The sequence below is a fragment of the Isoptericola sp. NPDC060257 genome (genome assembly GCF_042726645.1).
Lineage (GTDB): Bacteria > Actinomycetota > Actinomycetes > Actinomycetales > Cellulomonadaceae > Isoptericola > Isoptericola nanjingensis.
On record NZ_JBHXAW010000302.1, the window covers coordinates 1 to 5,282 of the forward strand.

General features: G+C 76.3%; 7 protein-coding genes. 4 read left to right on the forward strand and 3 right to left on the reverse strand.

What is annotated here, in order from left to right; translation table 11 throughout:
* On the forward strand, positions 1-577 hold a 577-nt coding region (locus tag ACFWEK_RS18630), incomplete at its 5' end, for a penicillin acylase family protein (protein ID WP_430555003.1).
* Between the two features lie 72 nt (positions 578-649).
* On the opposite strand, the gene ACFWEK_RS18635 is transcribed toward ACFWEK_RS18630, so the two are convergent.
* Together ACFWEK_RS18635 and ACFWEK_RS18640 are read right to left on the reverse strand one after the other, a co-directional pair.
* Positions 650-1,090 carry a hypothetical protein gene (locus ACFWEK_RS18635; RefSeq protein ID WP_430555004.1) on the reverse strand — a complete coding sequence of 147 codons (441 nt, stop codon included), beginning with the start codon at positions 1,088-1,090 and terminating at the stop codon, positions 650-652.
* Between the two features lie 33 nt (positions 1,091-1,123).
* Complete coding sequence (locus tag ACFWEK_RS18640; RefSeq protein WP_430547213.1) at positions 1,124-1,567, reverse strand: VOC family protein; 444 nt, start codon at positions 1,565-1,567, stop codon at positions 1,124-1,126.
* A gap of 141 nt (positions 1,568-1,708) precedes the next feature.
* Between ACFWEK_RS18640 and ACFWEK_RS18645 the strand changes: the two genes are divergently transcribed.
* Positions 1,709-2,260 carry a CGNR zinc finger domain-containing protein gene (locus tag ACFWEK_RS18645; protein ID WP_430555005.1) on the forward strand — a complete coding sequence of 184 codons (552 nt, stop codon included), beginning with the start codon at positions 1,709-1,711 and terminating at the stop codon, positions 2,258-2,260.
* Positions 2,261-2,264: 4 nt separating this feature from the next.
* Here the strand turns inward: ACFWEK_RS18645 and ACFWEK_RS18650 are convergent, their stop codons facing one another.
* Entirely contained in the window at positions 2,265-2,930 is a 666-nt protein-coding gene (locus ACFWEK_RS18650) for a 5-formyltetrahydrofolate cyclo-ligase (protein WP_430547215.1), read from the reverse strand.
* A gap of 112 nt (positions 2,931-3,042) precedes the next feature.
* Here ACFWEK_RS18650 and ACFWEK_RS18655 point away from each other — a divergent pair, with 112 nt between their 5' ends.
* Both ACFWEK_RS18655 and ACFWEK_RS18660 read left to right on the forward strand, forming a co-directional pair.
* Positions 3,043-3,684, forward strand: coding sequence for a GNAT family N-acetyltransferase (locus tag ACFWEK_RS18655; RefSeq protein ID WP_430555006.1), 642 nt, complete (start codon positions 3,043-3,045; stop codon positions 3,682-3,684).
* Between the two features lie 93 nt (positions 3,685-3,777).
* The gene (locus ACFWEK_RS18660; protein ID WP_430555007.1) at positions 3,778-5,106 is read left to right on the forward strand and encodes a hypothetical protein; all 1,329 of its coding nucleotides are present in this window, start codon (positions 3,778-3,780) and stop codon (positions 5,104-5,106) included.
* The last annotated feature ends 176 nt before the right edge of the window (positions 5,107-5,282 follow it).

The window sequence follows — 5,282 nt, forward strand, 5'->3', positions numbered from 1 at the left end:
GCCCCCGAGCATGCGCCCCGACGGCGGGTCGCAGTGGCTCCTGGTGGTGAAGTCGATGCTGGACCGGTCCGAGGACGCGTTCTGGGACGACCGCACGACGGCGAACGTCGTCGAGTCGCGCGACGAGATCCTCACGCGGGCCCTGACCAGCGCGCGCCGCGACCTCACGGTCGAGCTGTCCAAGGAGCCGACCGACTGGGACTGGGGCACGCTGCACACGCTGCAGCTCGAGCACCCGGTGATCGGCGGCGAGGCGGTGCCCGGCCTGGTGCGCGACCTCGTCAACCCGGACCCGGTGAGGATGCCCGGTGGCTCGTCCATCGTCAACGCGACCGGGTGGGACGCCGGCACCGGCAGCTTTGCCGTGACGACCGGCCCGTCCATGCGGATGGTGGTCGACATGGCCGACCTGGACGCGTCGACGTGGGTGACCGTCACCGGAGTGTCCGGCCACCCGGCGTCGTCGCACTACGACGACCAGCTCGACGAGTGGGCCGCGGGGAAGACCTTCGCGTGGCCGTTCACCCGCGAGGCGGTCGAGGAGTCGGCGGAGACGCGCGCCACGCTCGTGCCCTGAGCGGCCGAGCGGCCGTCGAGCACCCGACGAGCCCCGGACGTCCCGACGTCCGGGGCTCGTCCGCGTCTCGGCTCAGAAGTCGTCCGCGAAGGCCTCGCCGTAGGCGTCGGCCCACGCGAGCTGCTGCGCCAGGTCGCCCGCGTCGACGACCTGGTCCGACCCGGCGGCGGGCGGGGTCGTGGAGTCCTCGAGCAGCGCGATGCCTGTCACGGCGGTGGCGGTCGCCGCGACGAACGCGACCCCGAGCGCCACGACCGTGCGGCCCGGGCCGCGCCACCAGCGGCGCACGACCCCGTGCGGCCCGGTCGGGTCGTCGGCCCGGGCCGGCGACGGGGCGTCGGCCGCGCCGTCGTCCCCGGTGACGGCGAGGAGGGCGTCGAGCTGTCGGGGCGTCAGCCGCTCGAACGCCTCGACGACGGCGGGCGACAGGCTCCGGCCGGCGCGGCGGTCGGCCTCCCGGAACCGGGCGAGCGCCTCCTGGTCGGCGCGGTCGAGGCGGGGCGCGGTGGTCATGGTGTGGTCTCCGAGGTCTCGTCGAGGTGGGTGTCAGCGGCCCGGCGCGCGGGTGACGACCTGCTGGAGCACCCAGCCGTTGCCGTCCGGGTCGGCGAACGACGCGTAGGTGGCGTAGCTGTCGGCGGCCGGGTGGGGGCCGGGCACGCGGTGGGCGTCCCCGGCCCAGTGGAAGACGCCGTCGGCGTCGTGCCAGAGCTCGCTCACGTCCGCCCCGCGCTCGCGGAGCTCCTCGCGGGCCGTGGCGATGTCGGTCGTGACGAGGTGCAGCCCCTGGAGCGAGCCGGGGGCGGCGTCGGTGAGGTGCTCGCCGAAGATGACGGACGCCCCGGATCCCGGGGGAGTGACCTGGACGACGCGCAGACCCCGCTCGCTGCGGAAGTCGGCGTCGAGGCGGAAGCCGAGCGCCGTGTAGAAGTCCTTCGCGCGGTCCACGTCGGAGACGGGCAGGACGACGATCTCGAGGGCGAGCTTCATGGTGTTCCTCCGTGTTCTCGGAGACCGGCGTCACCGGTCTGACTGGTGACGACTTTCCTCCGATCGTCGTCACCTGTCAAAGTGGTGATGCTCACGCGGTCCTGTCTTGCGCGGCCTGGTGTCACCTGCCAGGGTGGTGACGTGATCCATGCCTTTCCCTGCGGCACCCTCGCGCTCGACTTCGTCGGCACGCTCCGCGCACGCCGCAACGACGAGCCCACCGAGAAGCTGGCGTCCGCCGCGGACCTCGACGCGTGGTGCGTGGAGTCGGGACGGCTGTCCGCCGCCCCGTCCTCGGGCGCGGCCGACGTCGAGCGCGCCGTCGAGCTGCGGGAGGCGGTCTACGCGCTGATCTGGGCGCGGCTGCACGACCAGGCCCTGCCCGCCGGGGCGGTCGAGACGGTCAACCGCTACGCCGCGGACGCGCCGCTGGTCCCGGTGCTGACCGACGCGGGATGGTCACGGGTCGGTGGCGCCGGGCAGGTGCTCTCCCAGCTCGCGCGCGAGGCCGTCGAGATCGTCGGCGGGGACGCCGCCGCGCTGCTGCGCGAGTGCGGGCGGCCGGAGTGCACGCAGGTCTACCTCGACCATTCCCGCGGTCGGCGCCGCGAGTGGTGCTCGATGGCCACCTGCGGCAGCCGGATGAAGGCGGCGGCCTACCGTGCGCGGCAGCGCGCGGGCGCGGGCGCCTGACCCGTCAGGCCCCGGCGACGGCGGGGAGCTCCCGCCAGCCGTCCGGCGTGACGACGGCGTGCACGGGCACGTCGTGCTCCTCGGCGGGCAGCGGGTGGGTGGCGGAGTCGTAGAGCTCCTCGGGGAAGACGAGCGCGACGACGGGCACGCCCGGGCGGCGGATCTTCAGCAGCCGGTCGTACCAGCCGCCGCCCTGGCCGAGGCGGACGCCGCGGTCGTCGACGGCGAGGGCGGGCGCCACGACGACGTCGGCCTGGGTGATGGCCTCGGCGCCGAGGGCGGGGCCGCTCGGCTCGGGCGGCCGGCCCGGGGCGCGCTCGAGCAGGTCGTCGGGCCCGGCGTACTCGGCCCAGTCGCGGGCCAGGCCCGCGCCGAGCACGGGCAGGAGCACCCGGGCGCCGCGCGCGGCGAGCTGCTCCAGCAGGACGTGCGTGCCCGGCTCGGTGGGTCGCGAGACGTAGGTGGCGACGACCGCGGCGTCGCGGACGGCGGGCACCGTGGCGAGGACCTCGGCGAAGGCGTGCGCGGCCTCGTCCCGCAGGCGCGGGGAGCGCTCGGCGCGGTGCGCGCGGATGGCCCGGCGGAGCTCTTCCTTGGCGTCCGCGGCCTCCATCCCGGCGACGACGGGGTACGGCTGGTGTGCTCTCGATCCGTTGCGGTCGCCGTGCATGGGGCCATTGTGGCAGGGTCCCGTCCGGGGAGTTCCCGGCGCGCGCCGGAGACGCCGAGAACGGCTCCGGCCCGCGGGCAGGGGTGGGAGCGTCGGGACGGAACGAGGTGGCATGACGCACAAGTTCGCCCGCGGATGGGTCGTGTCCCGGCCGTGGCCGGTGACGCTGCGCGAGGACGGGCCCTCGGGCACCGTCGTGCTGCGCCCGCTGCGCCGCAAGGACGGCCCCGAATGGTTGCGCCTACGGTCGGCGAACGCGAGCTGGCTCGAGCCGTGGGAGGCGACGTCGCCGGGGGAGCGGCCCGCCGTGTCGACGTTCGGCGACTACCTGCGAGCACTGTCCACCCAGGCGCGCGCGGGCACGACGCTGCCGTTCGCCGTCGAGCGCGACGGCGCCCGGGTGGGGCCGCGCACCGTGTCCCAGATCGTCTACGGCTCCCTGTGCTCCGCGAGCATCGGGTACTGGGTGTCGCGCGAGGTCGCGGGTCGTGGCGTCATCCCGACGTCGGTCGCCATGGCGGGCGACTACTGCCTCGCCGTGCTGGGGCTGCACCGCATCGAGATCAACATCCGCCCCGAGAACGCCCCGAGCCTGCGGGTGGTGGAGAAGCTCGGGTTCCGCGACGAGGGCGTGCGCGAGCGATACCTGCACATCCAGGGCCGGTGGCGCGACCACCGCACCTTCGCCCTCACCACCGAGGACGTGCCGGAGGGCCTCCTGGCCCGCTGGCAGCGGGTGCGCGACGGCGACTGACGCCGTCCCGCGGTCCCCGGACCCGCGACCCGACCACGGACACGCCGCGACGGCGTGCGTCGGCGGCGTCGTCGCGTCCCCTACCGTCGTGACGTGGAAACGTCGGCGGCAGGACTCGCGGTGCTCGCGCTGTTCGTCCTGTGGCTGGGCTTCTGGGTGCCGCACCGGCTGCGGCACCGCCAGCAGCTGCAGGACGCGCGGGTGGACGACAGGTTCTCCGGCGGGCTCCGGGTGCTGGCGGTGGCGGGCGCGGGCGGCACGCGCGGGGTGACGACCCCGACCGGCGGCGCGACGCCGCTGCTGGTGCCCGGCACGTCGTCGGAGGGCGGACGAGGGGAGCGACCGATGGGTCTGGACGACGACGGGGGCGCGTCGCGTGCCCTGACGGCCCCGCGCGCCACGGGGGAGGCCGACCGACCCCGCGAGTCCCGCCTCGCCCTGCTCGAGCGGCGCGCCGCGAGGGCGCGCCGTCGGCTCCTGCTGACCGTCCTCCTGCTGCTCGTCACCGTGGGCGGCTGGATCGTCGTCGGGCTCGGCCTGGTCGGCTGGTACGCCGCGGCCGCGCCCACCGCGCTGCTGCTCGTCGTGCTGGTGCTGGGCCGCGTCGCGGTGCTGCAGGCCCGGCGCGCCGACGCGCGCTGGGTCGCGGAGCGCAAGGCGGCGCAGCGGCAGGCGACCGAGGCCAGGGCCCTCGCCAACGGCGGACCGCACGCGCCGCGCAACCGCCCCCGGGTGACCGGCCACGCGGTGCGCCCGTCGGCGACGCACACCCAGCTCATCCCGCGCGTGGCTGCCCCCGCCGACCAGACCTCGGCCCGCGCCGTCCCGCGCACGACGCGGCGCACCGAGCCCGCCTCCCCGAGCGCCCGCGTGACCGTCCCCGCCGACGACGCGCGCGGCGAGGAGAGCGCGGAGCCCGAGCCGGCCACGCGCCGCCGCGCCGCCGGTTCGTCGGAGCGCCTGGTCTTCGACGTCCGCGCCGACGAGCGGCCGCCGGCGCCGGAGCCGGTCGTCGTCGTGGACCCCGGGGAGGGCGGCGACGCCGTACCCGCCGGGCCGCCGCCCGTGGGCAGCGAGCCGTGGGAGCCCGTGCCCGTCCCCCTGCCGACCTACGTCACGAAGCCGGCGGCGCCTCGGCGCGAGCCGCGGCCGCTCCCGACCGTGCGTGCGGGCCGTGCGCTCCCGGCAGGCGAGGCCGGACGCGGTGCGGCCCTGGCTGCGACCGTCCGCGCGACGCTCGGACCGACCGCGACGCCCGCCGGGGCTCCCGTCGCGGAGCGGGCCCCCGGCACCCTGGACGCCACGTCGTCGACCGCCGACGCGACGTCGGACCTGACGGCCGTCGACGAGCCGCGGCCGCGCACCGAGACCCTCGGGCTGCCCCTCGACCAGATCCTCGCGCGCCGTCGCGCGGCGGGCTGAGCCGATTTGGCGACCTGCCGTCACGGGGTGCTAATGTTGGCACCGCTCTCGGGGCTATGGCGCAGTTGGTAGCGCGTCTCGTTCGCAATGGGCTCGTCGAGGACGGGGACGTCGCGCTTCGGGCATGACTTCCCTCTCACCATCCGCCCCGTCCTGGAGGCGCTGGAGGAGCAGGT

Bases quoted from the DNA above. Each gene is read 5' to 3' on its own strand.
- ACFWEK_RS18635 (WP_430555004.1), bottom strand. From the start codon at position 1,090: ATGACCACCGCGCCCCGCCTCGACCGCGCCGACCAGGAGGCGCTCGCC.
- ACFWEK_RS18640 (WP_430547213.1), bottom strand. From the start codon at position 1,567: ATGAAGCTCGCCCTCGAGATCGTCGTCCTGCCCGTCTCCGACGTGGAC.
- ACFWEK_RS18650 (WP_430547215.1), bottom strand. From the start codon at position 2,930: ATGCACGGCGACCGCAACGGATCGAGAGCACACCAGCCGTACCCCGTC.
- ACFWEK_RS18655 (WP_430555006.1), top strand. From the start codon at position 3,043: ATGACGCACAAGTTCGCCCGCGGATGGGTCGTGTCCCGGCCGTGGCCG.